Source organism: Saezia sanguinis, from assembly GCF_003991585.1.
GTDB classification, from domain to species: Bacteria; Pseudomonadota; Gammaproteobacteria; order Burkholderiales; family Burkholderiaceae_C; genus Saezia; species Saezia sanguinis.
In genome coordinates this window covers 814,402-831,683 of the sequence record NZ_PQSP01000001.1, presented here as the reverse complement: position 1 = coordinate 831,683, position 17,282 = coordinate 814,402, and the positions used below count along the sequence as shown (strand labels likewise).

The 17,282-nt window shown below is 51.7% G+C and carries 7 protein-coding genes; 3 read left to right on the top strand and 4 right to left on the bottom strand.

Going from position 1 to position 17,282, the window contains the following annotated elements:
- Window positions 1-61: 61 nt before the first annotated feature.
- Window positions 62-8,116, top strand: coding sequence for a hybrid sensor histidine kinase/response regulator (locus CUZ56_RS03770; protein WP_162615242.1), 8,055 nt, complete (start codon window positions 62-64; stop codon window positions 8,114-8,116).
- 234 nt (window positions 8,117-8,350) lie between these two features.
- Here CUZ56_RS03770 and CUZ56_RS03765 read toward each other — a convergent pair whose 3' ends face one another.
- From CUZ56_RS03765 to CUZ56_RS03750, 4 genes are all read right to left on the bottom strand, one after another.
- Window positions 8,351-11,551, bottom strand: coding sequence for an autotransporter outer membrane beta-barrel domain-containing protein (locus CUZ56_RS03765; RefSeq protein ID WP_126978319.1), 3,201 nt, complete (start codon window positions 11,549-11,551; stop codon window positions 8,351-8,353).
- A 402-nt stretch (window positions 11,552-11,953) separates the two neighbouring features.
- The gene (gene prfH, locus CUZ56_RS03760) at window positions 11,954-12,583 is read right to left on the bottom strand and encodes a peptide chain release factor H (RefSeq protein ID WP_126978317.1); all 630 of its coding nucleotides are present in this window, start codon (window positions 12,581-12,583) and stop codon (window positions 11,954-11,956) included.
- Between the two features lie 4 nt (window positions 12,584-12,587).
- Entirely contained in the window at window positions 12,588-13,712 is a 1,125-nt protein-coding gene (locus tag CUZ56_RS03755) for an RNA ligase RtcB family protein (RefSeq protein ID WP_126978315.1), read from the bottom strand.
- 392 nt (window positions 13,713-14,104) lie between these two features.
- Entirely contained in the window at window positions 14,105-14,479 is a 375-nt protein-coding gene (locus tag CUZ56_RS03750) for a hypothetical protein (protein ID WP_126978313.1), read from the bottom strand.
- A gap of 346 nt (window positions 14,480-14,825) precedes the next feature.
- Here CUZ56_RS03750 and CUZ56_RS03745 point away from each other — a divergent pair, with 346 nt between their 5' ends.
- Together CUZ56_RS03745 and CUZ56_RS03740 are read left to right on the top strand one after the other, a co-directional pair.
- A complete protein-coding gene (locus CUZ56_RS03745) occupies window positions 14,826-16,661 on the top strand; it encodes an ABC transporter ATP-binding protein (protein WP_204250824.1) in 1,836 nt (611 codons plus the stop codon).
- A gap of 14 nt (window positions 16,662-16,675) precedes the next feature.
- On the top strand, window positions 16,676-17,212 hold the full coding sequence (locus tag CUZ56_RS03740) for a GNAT family N-acetyltransferase (RefSeq protein WP_126978309.1): 537 nt from the start codon (window positions 16,676-16,678) through the stop codon (window positions 17,210-17,212).
- Window positions 17,213-17,282: the final 70 nt, after the last annotated feature.

Below are 17,282 nucleotides of genomic sequence, written 5' to 3'. Positions count from 1 at the left end.
TTTTTCAGCAGCTAACTGTGGGAGTGTCATGTCGAATTCTGATGCAATATCTGGCGGTTCAGTGAACGCTGATCTTGATACAGTCGCCATGGTGTATGGTGAGGTGGAGCGGGTTCTCAAACAGCTCCAGAGTGCGTTACGCATGCGTGTGCATGAGCGGGCACAGGGCAAAGGATCTACAGGCTCTTCAGCAGACCAGTCTTCTTTACAAGATATTCAACGTCGTTTACACCAGAGCGAAGGGGCGCTTGAGCTGGTGAATATCCCAGCCGCAGTGCAAATGCTGGTGGCGATCAATGGGGCGGTACAACAATTCACAGACCGGCCCGACGCTTTGAATGCAGACAATGTGAACAAGGTTGACCGGGCTTGTTTTGCGTTGCTTGATTTTTTTCAGTTGCTGTTAAACGGCAAACCGGTATATCCGGTGGGTTTGTTTGCCCAGTACCGTGATGTTGCCGAGATTTCAAAATTAAACGTTCAGCCTTCTGATTTATGGTCATTTAACTGGCAGTGGACGGATGTTGCACTGTCTGCGGCCAATCAGGTCAACGAGCAGGAACTCGAGTCAGCGCTGTCCAGGGTGGACAAAGTCATGCTGGGGCTGCTGCGTGGAAATCTGGATACGGCAAAAGATTTCAGAACCATTGCATTAGGGCTGGCTTATTCACCTAAAGACGAGCGTTCCGGGCAGTTTTGGGCGCTGGTGGCTGGTTTTTTTGACGGTATTGCCACGCAGTCAATTCCATTGAATATTTATACAAAACGTGCGGCTTCGCAAGTTTTAAATATTCACAAATCGTATACCCAGGGGCAAATGGAAGTTCCTGAGCAGTTTGTGAAAACGCTGCTGTTTTTCTGTGTGCCCCAGCAACAGGGTGCAGGGGCTGCTACCCAGGCGCACCCGGTACTGACAGCCGTGCGCCAAGCATACCATCTGGATCAGGTCAAAATAGTCAATTATGATGCGCCGTTATATGGCCGCATTGATCCGGCGCTGATCACGCTGGCGCGTAAACGCATTGCTGCGGCCAAACTGGTGTGGTCTTCGCTGTCTTCCGGTGAGCCTATTCCTGCGCAGTCCGTGACGGAAGCGTTTGAAAATGTATCTGAATCGCTGCAGCAGATTATGCCGGGGAGCACGCATTTTGCTCAGGCCTTGCTGCAGGCGGTTTCGCAGATTGCTTCACGCGGGCAGATGCCTTCTCCTGAACTGGCGCTGGAAGTGGCAACCGCTGTGCTTTATGTAGAGGCGCTGTTTTCAGACCTGGATTTAAATGATGCCAATTCAGAGTCTCGCTTCAATCGTTTGACGGAGAGAATGCTCCTGGTGGCCAAAGGCGGTAAGCCTTTGCCTTTGGATGCGTGGATTGAAGACTTGTATCGTCAGGTCAATGACCGCGAGACAATGGGCAGCGTTGTGGGCGAGCTCCGCACTTTGTTGGGCAAGGCTGAAGGCAATATTGACGGCTTTTTGCGTAATACTCAGAATTCTCAGGCCATGTCTCAGGCAGGGATGGACCTGCGACAGATTCACGGTGTTCTCAGCGTCCTTGGACTGGATGAGGCCGCCCGTGCGACGCTGATGATGGAAGGACAGGTCAACTGGCTGCTGAAGAATGAATCGGCTGTTTCGGAGCAGATTGACGAGCAGCGTAAAAGCCAGATCAGCTCTTTAAGCAATAGCTTGGGGGCTTTGGGTTTTCTGATTGATATGTTGGGTTACCAGCCATTGGTGGCCAGAAAAATGTTTGTGTATGACGCCGAACATAACGAATTTAAATTCCTTATGGGGCGGGATCGCGCAGCAGAACAGGATACGGCGGCTTTGGTGCAGGAAGCCCCTGCGGCTGATGAAGTGCATGAAGTCCAGTCTGATGCGCCTGAATCATTTGAACAGGAAGTTACAGCGACTGAGCCAGAAGCAGAAGTTACCCTTGAGGAGCAGGATGAGTTCTCTGATACCGATCAGCTGACAACAGAAGAGCTGAGCATGGGGTTGATTGAAGATGCTCAGACAGCCTCTCCAGCAGCAGCGCCTCAGGATGAGCATCAGGCTGATGAAGCCGAGGCTACAATCGACTTCCCTGAAGATGCGCCGCAAGAGGAATTGTCCGTTGTTGAAGCATTGCCTGATGAGCCGGTTGTTGAGGCACCGCCAGCACCGCAGGTTGTCACTGCGCCTTTGCCTGAAGAAACCTCTTCGCACGAAGATGAAGATGACTTTGGTGATGATTTGCGTGAAATCTTTCTGGAAGAAGCACAGGAAGTCATCGAGACTGCCCGTGCAGAGCTGGAAAAGCTGAATCATAACCTGACTGACCATGAAGCCCTGGTCACTGTGCGCCGGAGTTTTCATACGCTCAAGGGCAGTTCACGCATGGTGGGGCTGACCGAGTTTGGTTCTGCGGCATGGGCATGTGAACAGTGTTTTAATGAGTGGATTGCTGAAAATCAGCCTATCCCGCATAAGCTGGTGGATTTTGCCAACTGGGCATTCGATCAGTTTGCATCCTGGGTAGATGACTTGCTGCAAGGCAAGGGCGATGGTAACTGGCAGGCTGCTGTATTTGAAGAAAAAGCCGAGGCCGAGAAAGTTGCCGGTGCTATTGCAGAGAAAGAAGCTGCTCCTGCTGAGGAAATGGCTGCAAGTGTTGCAGAGCATAGCGAAAGCACAGATGAACAACCCACAGCGGTTGAACTGGAGTCTTTTGATGAACCGACTGTCACACCGGTTGACACTGCTGAAGAAGAAGCATCCATTGTCACGGATTCCCAACCGCCGCAGGATTGGGCTTCCACACAGCCGATCAGCTATGAGGAGCAGGAAGAGATTCTGGCTCAGCCGATGGCGGTGCCTGAAGAACGTGTTGAAGCGCCGTCAAGTGCTGTAACATTTGACAATGGTATCGATTTTGCTGATGAAAGTACCAGCCCTGTTGCCAAGGATGAACAGCCTGCAAGCGAGCCATCGACGCAGGAGCTTTCTGCAACAATTGAGCCACTTGTTGAGCCGGAAGATACATTACAGGTAGACGAAGATAGTGCAGTGCCGGTCAAGGCTGAAGATGTTGTGGCAGCCTCGGTACCGGAACCGGTTGCAGAACCGCAGTTGGAAGTGCATGAGCCCGTTGTGGCTTCCTTGGCAGAGCCCCTGCCAACAGATGCAGTGACGGCTGAAACGCCAACTGAAAGTGCAGCAGAAGCACAACAATATGTTGCGGCTGAACCGGTGTCTGAGCCTGAGCACGCCGTACAAACCATTAAGGTGGTTGCTGGTGGCATTGAAGTCAATGAAGCGCTGTATCATTTGTATATTGATGAAGCCAGTGCCCGCATTGAACTGCTGGAGGCTTCGTTGGGGCGGTGGCATTCCGAAGGGGATCCGTATGCGCTGGAGCAGGCGCAGACTTCTGCCCGTGCATTGGCTGGCAGCTCCGCTACAGTTGGTTTTCTGGGGCTTTCCAGCTTTGCCAGAGATCTGGAGCGTGCGCTCGAACATTATCGCTTGACAGCGCTTCGCGCTGGTGTTCCTGAGGACCGTTCAGCAACCCAGGTTTTGGAACGGATTTGTCTGGAGTTCCGCCGTCTGCTGGATCAGTTTATCCATGGCCGGCTGGATATTCCTCATACCGATCTGATTGTTGCACTGTACCAGTTCAAACAGACCGATTTTGAAGCGGTACAGGGTGCAGTAGCTGAGAAACAGCCTGTTCATGAGCATGCCCCGTCTGCAGTTGTTGCGACTGATGATGTAGAGTCCGTGTCAGTTGAACATGTGGCAGAGGTGCCTCAATCTCATCAACATGAAGTTGAAGAGCCACTTACGGTCACAGATGCCGATTTGGCAGATGATTCAATTGATGTTTCTGTGTCAGAGGAAGAGCAACCGGCAGATGCATTCGATGCGGATGGCGAAGACAGTATCATTGTGGATGAGTCTTCTGATGTACAAGCCGCCGACGATGCAGAATCTGACGTGGAAGTGGTGGAAGAAATTGCGCCGGAAGATTCAGCAGAAGAGATCGTCGTAGACGAGCCTGCTGATGAGCAAGGTGCAGAAGTCGTGACAGTCACGGATACTGTTGACGTCTCGGATGTTGCCACAGCGCCGATTGTTGAATCTGCTTCTGATTTAACAAAAGTAGATCCGCAAGAAATTGACATTGTCGGTACGGAACTGTTTACGTTCTTCCGCAATGAGGCAACCGGTTTATTGAGCCGGGTGGAGCAGGGATTAAAAACATGCGCACAAACAGGAGCGGACGATAGCCTGCTTGATGTGCGGCGCGCTTTACACACCTTTAAAGGCAGTGCCCGCTTGGCAGGTGCAATGCGTTTGGGCAATATGGTGCAGGCGCTTGAGCCGGTTGTCGATCAGTTGTCTGAACGCCAGCCGATGGATTCGAGTCTGCTTGAAGGTGCATTGCATCAACTGGATGCAGTTCGGGCTGAGTTTGATCTGTTATGTCAGGCTGCAGACCAGGTCTCTGAAAGTGCTGCGCCGTCTGTCTCAGGGGCAGAGCAGCAGCAAAGTGTTGATGAGGTCCGTTTGGCCTATGCAAGGCTGGATCCTGAAGACCGGGCCGCTGTAGGTACAGATCTGTTTGACATATTCAAAGAGGAAACGCAGGATCTGTTGCCCCGTATCAGTTCGGGGTTACGTGAATGGTCGGATGAGCCCGATGATCATGCTCCGCTGATTGAAGTATTGCGGGCCTTGCATACGCTGAAGGGCAGTTCTCGTCTGGCAGGTGCGATGCACCTGGGCAATATGACGCATGAACTGGAGACCGCGCTTAAGAATGTCAATGAGCAGCAGCAAGGGGCATCAGAACAGGTTCAGGATGTCCTGGGTCGTTTGGACGATATTGAAACTGAATTTGATACATTGTGTGACGCTGCAGTAGAAGTGGCTCAGGGGGTTGTTGACCTTCATGCGGCTGCACCTGCAGATTCATCTGCTGCACCGCAGCCGGTACAACCTGCAGTTGTGGAGCCAGTTAAGGCTCCGGCTCAGCAGGTTGCAGAGCCTGTTAAGGCTGCGCCAGTACAAAAAGCTTCTGACGCGGTAGCCGCTACATCGGGCATTCCGGTTGATTCTGCTGTTTATCGGCTGGATCCGCAGGACTGCGCAGCGGTAACGACAGATTTGTTTGCTATCTTCAAAGAGGAAACCAATGAACTGTTGCCCGCCATTGAAAGCGGTTTGCGGCATTGGGCTGAGTCTCCCAAGTCATCCCGTCTGGTGGAAGCACTGCGTGCTTTGCATACGCTTAAGGGCAGTTCACGGTTAACGGGTGCCAAACGGCTGGGCAAGATGGTTCATGCGCTTGAGTCTACGCTCAAGATCATGGAGAACCAGCAGCCTTCTGATGAAGAGTTTAACAGTATCCATGACCAGTTTATACAGATTGAAGGCGAGTTCGATCTGTTGTGCAAGGCCGAACAGGAGATCAGGAGCGGGCAGGTATTGCCGCCTGTTAATCAGCCTGATGCGGCTCAGGATGCAGATATTTTGCCGCTGGTTACAGAAGTGGCCAGTACTTCCGCTTTGTACCCATTGGAGGCAACAGACCGTGATGCTGTAGGGGCTGAGATCTTTACCTTCTTTGGTAAGGAAGCACAGCGACTGACACCGGTGATTGCTGAAAAACTCGATCAGTGGGCGCAGAGCCCCGATTCGGGCCTGCCACTGGTGGAAGTGCTGCGTGCACTGAATACACTGCGTGACAATATCCATTTGTCTGGTATCGGCCGTCTGGGAGCGTTGACCCAGGAGTTGAATGCTTCGCTGAAGGAGTTGATCGGAACCACACCCGAGGTGGATCAGATTGGGCATGTGATTGATCAGTTCAACGAGGTTGAGCTTGAACTTGACAGGCTTTACAGAGCTTCGGCAGAGGTTCGCCATCAGACCTATCGGCCGGTTCCGTTGTATGCAGAACAACTGATGCAAAAACTGTTTGGGCAGTCAGTTGCTGAAATGCATGATGTTTTGGAGAAAGAGCATTCCTCCAAGATTGTCGAGGCAAAAAGTATCCCGGACCAGGTATTGCCTGAGGCAGAGCCAGTGAAAGCCGAACCGGTGAAGGCGGAGGAAATTCCGGCGCCGGTTGTGGAAGATGTGACGCTGGCAGATCAGCCCAAGGTGATGCCGCGAGCAATCAAGCCTACGGCTGCACGTGCGGTCGGGATTGTAAGCTCAGGGCAGTTGCTTCGTGTGAAAGCCACCTTGATTGACGAACTGGTGAACAAGGCTGGTGAAGTGAACATGCTGCGCAGTCAGTTGGCCGCGGAAGTGCGCCAGTTGAAGGATGTGCTGTTGCAGGAACTGAGTACCAACCTGGAGCGCCTGCGTGTTCAGTTGCGTGACGTTGAGTTGCAGGCAGAGACGCAGCTGGCGTCCCGCATGGAGTCGGCCCGCGTTGAAGGGCATGGCTTTGATCCGCTCGAGTTCGACCGCTATACCCGTATTCAGGAGCTGACCCGCATCATGGCTGAATCGGTCAATGACGTCGGAACGGTGCAGAAAACATTGTTGCATGCAGCCACAACGGTTGAAGACGGTTTGGCTGCGCAGTCCCGCAGTGCAAGGGATCTTCAGCGTACTTTGTTGCGTGCGCGTATGGTGGAGTTCTTGAGCATTGGTGAGCGATTTCACCGGGTTGTGCGGCTGACCTCCAAAGAGTGTCAGAAACAGACGCAGTTGAATATCATCGGTGGCGAAATTGAGGTTGACCGTGCGGTTCTGGATCACATTGCGCCGGCGTTTGAGCACATTTTGCGTAACTGTATTGTGCATGGGATTGAGCCGGCAGAAAAGCGCAAAGCGCTTGGTAAAACGCCTGTCGGGCAGATCACGATCAAACTGGCGCAGGAAGGCAACGATGTGTCCATCTCCATATCGGATGATGGTTCCGGCCTTGACCTGCAGAAGATCCGCAAAAAAGCTGAGAGTATGAATCTGATTGAGCCGGGGTCTTCCGTTTCGGATTATGACCTGGCACAGATGATTTATAAAGCAGGCTTGACCACTGCGGATAAAGTCAGTGAACTGGCCGGGCGTGGTGTTGGCCTGGATATGGCGCATGCGGAAATTATCGGCCTGGGTGGACGTGTCGAAGTGTTGACCCAACCGCATGAAGGCACTGAATTCCGTATGGTAATGCCACTGACTACCGCCGTAACGCAGGTGGTCATGGTGAGTGTGGCGGGAAAAACCTTTGGCATCCCGGTTAACCTGATTGAAAGCATTCAGCGCTTTTCAGACCCGGTCGTCGGCGATGCGGTCAGGCGCGGGAAAGTCAGCTATCTGGATATGGAGATACCTGCTTACTGGTTAGGCGGCTTGCTGAATCTGGCTGGAACGACACCGTTCAAACTCGGTGAACGCAAACTGCAGTGGCTGGTTTTACGCAGTGCTGGCCAGCAGGTTGCCATTGCGGTCGACCATATCATTGGTTCACAGGAAGTTGTGATTAAAAATGTGGGGCCTCAGTTTGCTCACCTGACCGGCTTTTCCGGGCTGACAGTGCTTTCGGGGGGCAGAATCATTCTGATCTATAACCCTGTGGCTTTGGCGCGCTCTTTTGGCGATAACGGCCAGTTGTCTGCCATTGTGCAAGTACCACAGGATATGGTGATTCCTGCAGATGTTACTGCAAGCGAAGTTGGCAGCAGCGGTGCTGTTGCAGCACTGGAAGAAGCAGAGACTTCACGTACGCCGCACAGTAACAAGGTTCTGGTGGTTGATGATTCCCTGACCGTACGCCGTGTGACACAACGTCTGCTCGAACGTGCCGGCTTTGAGGTTGCTTTGGCCAAGGACGGGCAGGATGCATTGAATCAGATTCAGGCAGAAATTCCCGCACTGGTTCTCAGCGATATTGAGATGCCGCGGATGGATGGGTTTGAGCTGGTGCGCAGACTGCGCTCACATTCTGAAACCCAGATGCTGCCTGTGATCATGATCACATCGCGTATTGCCCAGAAGCACCATGATTATGCCAACGAACTGGGGGTGAGCCATTATCTGGGTAAACCTTATGTGGAAGAGGAGCTGCTCAAACTGGTACACCGCTATGTGAAGCAGCAATCATCCATTATTCATTGATGGCATAAAAGAAAGCGTTGTTAGCATCAAAACCCATGGCAAAGTGCCATGGGTTTTTTGCATGTTTGATGCGAAACCCGTTTTCTCTGAAATATATTTACCAAAAGCTGCTGTTGTGCAGCGCTACATGCCCATATGCCATACGTCATTGGTATACCGTTGAAGGCATAAAAAAGGCATCTCTATAAAGAGATGCCTGACAGGAAAGTGATGTCAGCCAGTGACATCTATTGCTTAAAATGCAAACCGATAACCTACGTTAATCTGCTTGCTGTCAAAACGGCTGCCGTTGGTATAGCCCAGTTCTGCAAACAGGTTATGTGCCTTGTTGAACTGCGCGTTGATACCTATACCCAAATCCAGCATGGATTGTCCGAAATCATGGCTTTCTTTACTGTAGTTCAATGTGTAAGAGGTGTTACCGCTGAATTCATGCAGATAGCCGACTTTGATGTAGGCATCCACCGGATTATCATTTTCTCTGATGGCATAACCGGCCAGTACACTGGCCCTGAGCATGTTGGAGTCGTATGACCCCAATCCTACCCTCAGGCCATTGGTGCTGTGCACTGTATCGCTGCCTTGGTGGCTGTAAATGTACTGCAATTGTGGTTCCAGGTAAAAGCCCTGTTTGCTGCTATTGTCCTGCAGATAAAACCGTTTGCCACCTTCAACGGAAAAGCTGAAGCCGTTGGTACTGGCCGAGCCGTGAATCATGCTCATCTGGGTGTCGACAACATCAAACTCATTTTTCATGCGGGTGTAGCGCAACACACCGTCAATGTAATAATCATCGTCATTGATGTAGGTGCCATAAACGCCTACATGATAAGCATGGGCTTTACCGCTGCCAAATGTATAGTTGGGTTTGCCCTGGCTGTAACCACCCATTACGCCGATATATACCCGGCCATTGTCAACATCCAGTTGTGTATCTGTACCGCCCTGAATACCGTAGTAGTCCATATCGAAGTTGGTGAGCTTGCCGCCACCAAAGCCATCAAGCTGACCGCCAAAAGTCCGGATCCAGACATCTTTGTCTGTATTGACTCCCTGGCGCAGCTGCCCCATGCGTTGCAGCAGGGTTTGCATATCAATATAACCCATGAGGTAGCTGACGTTCATGAAATTGGCTGCTGCCGTAGCAGGCTGGGTAATGGCTGCTCCTGGGTTACGGGGATCGGCAGGGAGGAGTGGGTCTGCCGGTACGGCATAGAGTTCCCAGTTCTGTGTACCAGCCTGTTGGCGTACATCGTACAGGTAGCCACCAAGCTCGGCCTTGCGGGTTGCCGCAGAGCCATCTGCCTGAACCTGACCGGAAAGGAATTGGGCACTGCCACCCTGCGTTTCAATGATAGCCAGGGTTTCTGTACCGGTTGTAACCTGACTGCCATCATTTTTCACATAAACGTAGTGTGTGCCAGACGTCGCATTGGTTTCTGTGACAACCAGTTTGTCAGTGACACCATTGGATATGTCGGAGTGAAAGTACAGGGTACCGTTGCTGCCGTTGAGGTGGTTAACGGTCAGTGTGGTATAGCCTGTGGGTTGACCGGGCATTGGAGAGCCGCCAGCACCGCGCCATTGAGCATGTTCATTCAGATAGACATGGCCGTTGCTGAGGTTCAGGTTGGTCACGTTGGAGTCGCGGGTGACATACCATTCAGAATTACCCGAAAGGTTTAAAGTGGTGGAACTGGACTCTCCTGTGATATCGTCTGGTGTGGTATCGGTAAAGATACTGCCACGCAGAATGCTGCCTTGCTCAGCGTTCAGGGTAAAGCTGCTGGATACTTTGTCGGTGACCAGTGCAGTTCCGCCACCGTAGGTGACGTTGAGCAGGTCTTTGCCATCTGCAGCGGTAGCGGTGCTGTCGCGCAGTGTTAATACACCGTCTTTGACCGCATCAGCCACGGTGATGGCGTAGCTGCCGCTGCCTTGCACGCCTACATCCCCCTGGTGGTCTCCAACCTGTATCAGGTGGCCGGTGGTCCAGGTGTTGTTACCGTTCAGGTCACAAAGGCCGCCAACAAGTTGGCAAAGGGTGCTGTTTCTGTTATTGCCTAAAGCAAACGATCCAGTTTGCCCATCGGTTGTGATATCCACGCTTTCCAAAATGGCAGTTTGCGGGCGAATAGCAGTGCTGCCATCCTGATTGGTACTGTAGCCATTGCCAAAGTTAAAACGCACCGCTGTAGAGGCCGAGTGCAGGGTACTGCGACCTTGCTGCCCGGGTACACTCAGCATTTGAATGGCTGCACCATCTCCCATGAGGCGAATACCGTAAGAGCTTGTGCCATCAGTCTGGATATGGGTTTCGCCATAGGTCGTGATGTTGGAACTGGAATATTGAGCACCAGGTTCTCCGCCATGTCTGAGCCGTCCTGCATTAAGACCGTCAGAGATGGCACCTGTCGTGTGAATGGTTGTGACAAAATCTGCATATTGGTCTGTGTTTACCTTAACCGTAGATCCGCCGGTAGCCCGGATACCACGTGCATCCATAGAGCCTGTATAAATATTAAAATGCCCGCCACCCAAGGCTGTGCTGTAACCTTTCACATCTACTGTACCAAGCTCGAAAGTGCGGATACCTGTGCCGGCATGGGAACCTGATGAGGAGATATCGCCGCCTTTGAACTCGAGAAGGGCGCCTGCTCCGCGGGCGTGAATGCCAATGCCATATGCAGAAGAGCCTGATCCTGTACTCTGGATATTGATCAGGTCCAGTTGCAACAGGCTGTTGGCGCCGGCTGACAATGCGTAGGAGTTGCTGTTGCCGTTGATGGTGATGTTGGTCATTGACAGGTTGCCGCTTTTTCCTCTGATGACAACCTGAGAATTATTCGCTGCCTCAATACCGATATTGATGTTCTGGCCCATCTGGTTGATATTGACTTCGTTGGCTTCTATCTCAATGTTTCCTCCGCTGTAGGCATACATGCCAAACGTGCGCCCAGCTGCTGTATTGGTGGAAGTGGTTGTGATATTAAGCTGGTTGGCATAAATCTTCACACTTGAAGAGGTCCTGCTGACAATGCCCTGGGCTTCGCCATAAGTGGTTCCGGCCTGGGTGCCGGTAATGGTTAGATTGTTGTTTCCGTTTGCGACCGAGCCGAAAACATAATGGCTGGATGCGCCAACAGCGCTGATTCCAGTAAACCTGGAGCCGGTTGCATCAATATCAGAGGTATTGGCCGTGATGGTCAGATCGGTGTTTTGTCCGCTCTGGTCTACCGTTCCGTTTGTGATTTGGATCTGTCGCAAATTGCTGGCAGAGTCTGATGTGCATGCAGATCCGTCTGACAAGACGATGCGGCTGTTGACATCTACTGTACAAGGTGCTGCATAGGCTGAAAATGCAGTCATGCTCAGTCCCAGAACGGATATGGCACAGGCCATTTGGCTCTTTTTGAATGGATGTTTGGTTTTCATGAAGGTCCTCTCATGTATTCAATTGATGGATATTGACCGTGCCCTTATGACAATATGTGACGCTGTTTTCATTGGTTTTTTGACAGCAGATTCGGGTAGCGCCGTTATGAATAGAAATAAGCCCGCAAGATATATGCCTGCAATTGCATTGCTGATTTTTGTGAAATATTTCACAGATTTATTCATAACACGTTATGTCACGAATCATTTTTGTCAATTGCACTTGTAACAATCGACAATTTTGTCGCGGAGGGTTACAGATAAGTAATTTGTCGCGTTTGATGACGCATTTTGTGTGCGCGCGCAATGGAGAGGTTTTCAGGTGGCAAGGTGCTGAAAATGCGCTGCTATGGGGTAGGCAGCACAGTACAGCAGTGAAAGGGTTGCGAGTGCGAATGACATTTATTCAACAAGTTCTGCCGGTTTGAATTGCATGCCTTTAAAAACCAGTATCGGATTGCCTCGCTCTACCTGGTAGTGCAGCAGGCGTTGTGTGGCTTTCTGCTGTGCCTGTGCGTTTGCCTGAAGTTCCCGGAGTTTATGGGCAATCAGCATAACCGCCAGTTTTTTATTGGCATGTTGTGAACGCTCGCTTTGTACTCTGACCTGAATGCCTGTGGCAACATGGGTTGCCCGGATTGCAGAATCGGTTTTGTTGATATGTTGCCCGCCAGGACCGCTGGCGCGCATGGCCTCAAAGAGAATGTCATTTTTCAACTGATGGCTGGCTGGCAACGGTATCGCATGGATACCGATGAACCAGTTTTTACGCTTATGCGCAGGGCGGTAGGAGCTCTGGCAAATCCACTGAACAGAGCCGCACCAGCGCTGACGTAGCTGTTCCGCTTGCAGCCCATGCAGCGACAGTATGATAGAGCGGTAAGTACCCGGAGCCGGGCCGGCAATTTGTTCTACCATTTGCAGGTCGATATGCAGTTGCACGGCTTCATGAGCCAGGCGTTTGAAAGCATGTGCCACAGCCAGGCAGCATTCCACAGGCCCATTGGCGGAAGATATTTGAATCAGTATCATGAGGTTACCTCTCCCGTTGTGTTTTGTAGGTGAGCACGGGCTTCAGTCTGGCGATTCTGGTGACCAGTCCGGCGCCTTCGAGTGCATGGATGACCGTATCAATGGATTTGTAGGCCTGAGGCGCTTCTTCATAAACCAGGTCGTGGTTGCAGCAGATCAGGCGTGATCCCAATGCGGAGCGCTTCAGTTGTGCCACACTGAAACGTTGCAGACGTGGTTTGCATTCCGAGCGCATCCATTTACGCCCGGCGCCATGTGCCAGTGAAAGAAGCGCTGCCTCGCTGGCCTGTCCTGTTACAGGCTGCACGACATAGCTGTAGTCTCCCCGTGAACCAGGAATGACAATGGCTCCCTGATCTGCCGGTGCAGCACCTTTTCGATGCAGCCAGCCTTTTGCGGGGCCGATTTGAGCCGGGGTAATCGTGTTGTGAAAAATATCCAGCGCCTGTTGGCCGCTCGCACGCAGACGCTGCAAAAAGCGCAATGCGATAAGGTGGCGGTTATCTCGCGCCAGCGCCAGCGCAGCATCATGCTGTTGCAGATAGCTGGCAAATGCAGGCTGATTATTTTGCAAACCCTGATGCCCGAATTCGCCGATGTGCGCCTGCAGAATCTGCTCACCCAGACCGCGGGAACCACTGTGGACCAGCAGTTGCAGGCATTTAGCGTGAAGCCCCAGGCGTTCGGCAGCCGCATGGTCATACAGCGTGTCAATCTGCTGCAATTCTGCAAAATGATTGCCGCCGCCAATGGTGCCGGGGGCATTGGAGGATATAGCGTTGCACAAGCGGCTTTTTTCCATGTCGTTCAATGGCTGGTCAATACTGCCCAGTTGTTTTTGTGCCTTATCAAATTTGAATTGCCTGTTTTGAATATCTGTTTGCCACAGTGTCATGCCGCAGCCAATGTCGTTTCCGACCAGGGCAGGGTATATGCAGTCAATAGAAAAAAATGCAGCACCAACAGGGTAGCCCCGGCCGGGGTGCAGGTCCGGCATACCTGCAACTTGCAGCATGCCTTGCAGTTGCGCTGTGGTTTCGAGTTGTTGCAGTGCCTTGCCTTCTATCCAGGTATCGGGTGCTGCAACAAGCGTCGCTTTTTGAGAAAGCGAACGTAAATAGTTGCCCATGATGAATCCTTTTGGGTTTCAGTCTGCTGAAGTGAAAACGCACATCGGCTGCACGTGCTGAATGAACGCGCATGCCAGAGCAACCCCAAAGTCAATGGGGAAGCAGATCGTTTTCAGTTAAAGTGGTGGTGCAGATCTGAAGGTGGTGGACACCCGACCGGAAAGATTCGATAGCAGGCTGTAATGAGCCGGAGAATACTTCTAGAAGAATGTTTAAACCAGAGCGGCAGAACTGCAAATGGTGGTATTCAATCGCATGATGAAACGCTCCTTTGCAAGTTATCAATGAATAGCGGCATTCTCGAGGATAGCAGATGCTTTGTCAATTTTGAGGTTGGTGAGAAACAACAGCCTCATTCATTCTAGTGTGTGTAATTTCTTGCAGCGCTATCTCATGAAATGTTCTGAAACAGCTTCTGAACGGCTTGCAGTTCTTCCTTCCCGCAATATTCAAATGCAGACGGCAGTTCATTATTTTTGATGAGCTCGCTGACCACTTCAGAAATGCGCTGATGGGTGAGCCGGTCAATCAGCAGCATACTCGGATCGCAGAAGTAGGCACCATGCAGGCATTCACCGGTAGCGACAAAGGAGCGACGCAACGTTTGCACATTGGTGTAGGTGTATACAGTGGTCACCCAGTGGGAGCCGTCTTCAAAGTAAAGATGTACGTCGGCATTGTTATCGTCTGGATTGTTTTCAGGAGACAGATGTCCGGGTGGAATCCATATCACGTACTTTTGAGAGGGCTGAGCATTTTGAGGCATATTTTTTGACATTTCCGAATGTAAATCATGCATTTGCACGAGTCAGTATAAAAACATGAGTTTATTACCGTTGACTGCGTATGCATGAAGAAATGTAAATGATATCAGGACTATTCTTTGAGGCTTTGAGAATGAGAATGCATCCACTTGTTTGCCTGCCGAAAAAGATTAGGCAGGTATGATGATAACCCCGCGATTTTCGGTGCCCATATTCCTGCTGCCAGTGTTGCAACACAATGCCGGGTTAGCTAAATCATGCAGGGCTTGGTACACTTGGAATAGCCTTTCCAGATGATTCTGTTTTAACTGAATGCAGTATGCTTTGAAAGGTTCTAAAGGAGATTTTGTGTTCCGTTTTTTTGAAAAGTTGGTTCAGCCGTATCCTGATACACAGCCGGAAGCAGCGCCACGCAACTTTTTTGCATTTGTCTGGCAATGTACCAAAGGGGTCAGGCCTTATATTGTTTTGATGACTTTTTTCGCAGCAGTTGTCGGCGCTTTTGAAGCGCTGCTGTTTGCCATGCTGGGGCATGTGGTGGATTGGCTGGCTGAGGTCAAACCAGATCAGCTCTGGATACAGGAAGGGAAAACGCTTTTGATTCTGGCGACCATCATGGTGGTCAGTATTGCGGTGGTAACGCTGGGAACGGTGGTCAAACATCAGACCATTGCAGGGAATTTTCCGATGCGGCTACGCTGGAATTTTCACCGGTTGATTCTGAACCAGAGCATGAACTTTTTCCAGGATGAATTTGCCGGGCGTGTTTCTGCCAAGGTGATGCAGACTGCACTGGCCGTGCGTGATGTGTGCATGATACTGGCAGATATTCTGGTGTTTGTGACAATATATTTTGTCACTATGATCAGCATTGTCGGCGGTTTTGATCTGTGGCTGTTGCCGCCGTTTTTGTCCTGGCTGGTGTTGTATGTGATTGCATTGCGCTGGTTTGTGCCACGGCTGGCCAAAACGGCCCGCGCACAGGCTGACGCCCGCTCGCTGATGACCGGGCGTATCACTGATGCGTATACCAACATCACCACTGTGAAGCTGTTTTCGCATGCGGGCCGGGAGGCGGATTATGCGCGCTCGGCCATGCAGGAGTTTTTGCAGACGGTGCATGCACAGATGCGCCTGATCAGCGGCATTGAGGTGGTGAATCATACGCTGAGCATGCTGCTGATTCTGTCGACTGCCGGTGTGGCGCTGTTGTTGTGGACACAGGGTTCTGTAGGCGTAGGCGCCATTGCAGCGGCCACCGCGATGGCGTTGCGGCTCAATGGCATGTCGCACTGGGTGATGTGGGAAATGGCAATGCTGTTTGAGCAGGTGGGCACGGTACAGGACGGCATCAATACCCTGAGCAGAAAACCTGCGGTGGTGGATAAGCCCGAAGCGGGTGTGCTGCAGGTGTCGCAGGGTGAAGTCTGCTTTGACCATGTGCATTTCAATTACGGTGCGAAAACGCACCAGTCGGTTATTCAAGATTTCAGCCTGACCATCAAGCCGGGCGAGCGCATTGGTCTGGTGGGGCGTTCGGGTGCCGGCAAATCGACGCTGGTTAATTTGCTGCTGCGTTTTTATGACCTGCAAAGCGGCCAGATCCGTATTGACGGGCAAAACGTTGCCGATGTCACGCAGGATAGCCTGCGCTCGCAAATTGGCATGGTGACGCAGGACACATCGCTGCTGCACCGCTCTGTGCGTGATAACATCATGTACGGCAAGCCTGACGCCACTGAAGAGGAGATGATTCATGCAGCCCGGCAGGCTGAAGCCGATGAATTCATTGCGCACCTGATGGATCAAAAGGGGCGCAAAGGGTACGATGCCCATGTTGGTGAGCGTGGTGTGAAACTCTCCGGCGGGCAGCGGCAACGCATTGCAATTGCGCGTGTCATGCTCAAGGATGCGCCGATTCTGCTGTTGGATGAAGCCACCAGCGCACTGGACTCTGAAGTGGAGCAGGCGATTCAGGACAGCCTGTACCAGTTGATGAAAGGCAAAACCGTAGTGGCCATTGCCCACCGGCTTTCCACCATTGCCGCGATGGACCGGCTGATCGTGCTTGATCAGGGCAATATTGTGGAAGAGGGCACCCATGCCAGCCTGCTGGCGCAGGGCGGCTTGTACGCGCAGCTATGGGCGCACCAGAGCGGTGGCTTCCTGCCGAATGATATGTAAGCGCATGGAGCAAGATGGATTCATACCGGCATATTGAACCGGCAACGGCCCGCGATATTGATGCTGTTGCCGAACTTTATGCCGGGTTGAATGCACATCTTGAACATGTGTACGCTGAACCCTGGTGGCGCACAGGCATTTATCCTGTGCGCGAAACCGCTTTGCAGGCGCTGGCAGAAAAAAGTCTTTTTGTATGGAAAGAAGAGGGCGTGGTTGCCGGCACTGTGATTTTGAACCACACGCCTGAAATTGCTTACGATAAAACAACGGCCTGGCGGGTGCAGGCGCCAAATGAAGACATACTGGTGGTGCGCACGCTGGCAACGCACCCGCATTATTTCAGGCGGGGCATTGCACGCGCGATGCTGGAGTTTGCAAAAGATTACGCACGGCAGAAGGCTCAAAAATCAATCCGTCTGGATGTTTTTGAAAAAAATGAAGCCGCAATCAGGTTATACCGAAGTGCCGGGTTTCAATACATTGATACGGTAGACCTGGATATTGATATTCCCTATCTGAGGCAGTTCTGTCTGTTCGAGTATCCGCTGTGACCATTGCCTGAATCCTGCTGTTTATGCATTCCATAAAAAAACACCAGGCCTTTTCGGTCTGGTGTTTAGT